The 1,130-nt window shown below is 39.6% G+C and carries 1 protein-coding gene and 1 pseudogene; one reads left to right on the forward strand and one right to left on the reverse strand.

Annotated elements, in window-relative coordinates:
• Nucleotides 1–127 precede the first annotated feature (127 nt).
• Nucleotides 128–850, forward strand: coding sequence for a hypothetical protein (locus AC2TDN_RS26480; RefSeq protein ID WP_482069646.1), 723 nt, complete (start codon nt 128–130; stop codon nt 848–850).
• A 90-nt stretch (nt 851–940) separates the two neighbouring features.
• Here AC2TDN_RS26480 and AC2TDN_RS26485 read toward each other — a convergent pair.
• Nucleotides 941–1,130 (reverse strand): annotated as a pseudogene (locus tag AC2TDN_RS26485) (IS5-like element ISLpl3 family transposase); the annotation flags it as partial.

Below are 1,130 nucleotides of genomic sequence, written 5' to 3' on the forward strand. Positions count from 1 at the left end.
AAAAGGTATTCTTCGCGATTATTGGTGTGATTTCCAAAAGTCAAGGGGTTTTCCGGTTTTTAGCTTACATTTCTATGACTATTAATCGGTTTCCATCGCTTGGAATGAACTGCATAAGTCATGTATTATGAATTTTAAAATTAAAAGGAAGATTGCAGTTTGTGCTCTAGCCCTAGTCACAATGACAACCTCTAGTGCCATCGTCAGCGCTCAAGACAATACCCCTATCACAATACAGAAGTTGGCAGATTCGAAAGTTTCCAAGAAAATCCCAATTCCTGAAGTTAGAGCTTGGGAAACGGATTTAAACGGGAATACCACGGAAGTTGTCCCACTTTCGCAAAGAGTGAATCAAATGGGACCGCCTACTAATGATGGTTTTAAGTATGTTTTTGAAACATACTTACCAAGTACTCAAGCAGTAAGGGATTGGCATTATCAGAATCTTGGAATATTCCGCTATCAAAACTCTTCTGATGGTGGTGGAACGATCCAGTATGAACAACAATACACCACATCTGGAAAGTGGAATGTATCAACTAACCTTAGTATAAAAGGAGAGTTCGGAGTACCGTTTTTCACTAAAGTTGAAGCTCAAATTGGTGGCTCATGGGGCATGGAAAGAGGATGGACAAAGAATGTAAAATATGGCGCGAATCAAGAGGTATTACCACGTACAACAATCTATTTAACAAATTATCAGGTTGCGGCTAATTCAAGCGGGAAGTTGCAATGGAAAAAATACTCTTCAACTGGTACTCAGATAGGAGTTTATGAGGAGTCTGCTGGTGGATATGCAGTATCTTTGAGCGATACTAATATCGAAGTTACAAAAACAGAGCCTATTTAATACGGTAACGATAAGTAAACAGACGCAACTGACATCTGATCAGTTGCGTCTGTTTGCATTTTATTCAACTAGGACGTGTCTGAAAACTCATCATTGAGTCAATTTGAAAATGGCAGCTACGTATACAAACGTCAGGAATGACGTGGCCAACTTGTCGTAACGAGTAGCCACACGGCGAAAGTGTTTGATTTTATTAAAAAAGCACTCAACTAAGTGGCGTTCTTTGTACCGATACCAATCCACTTTCCATGGATTTTGACTATTCGCTTTAGGCGGAATG

This window comes from Paenibacillus sp. Y660 (assembly GCF_057221575.1).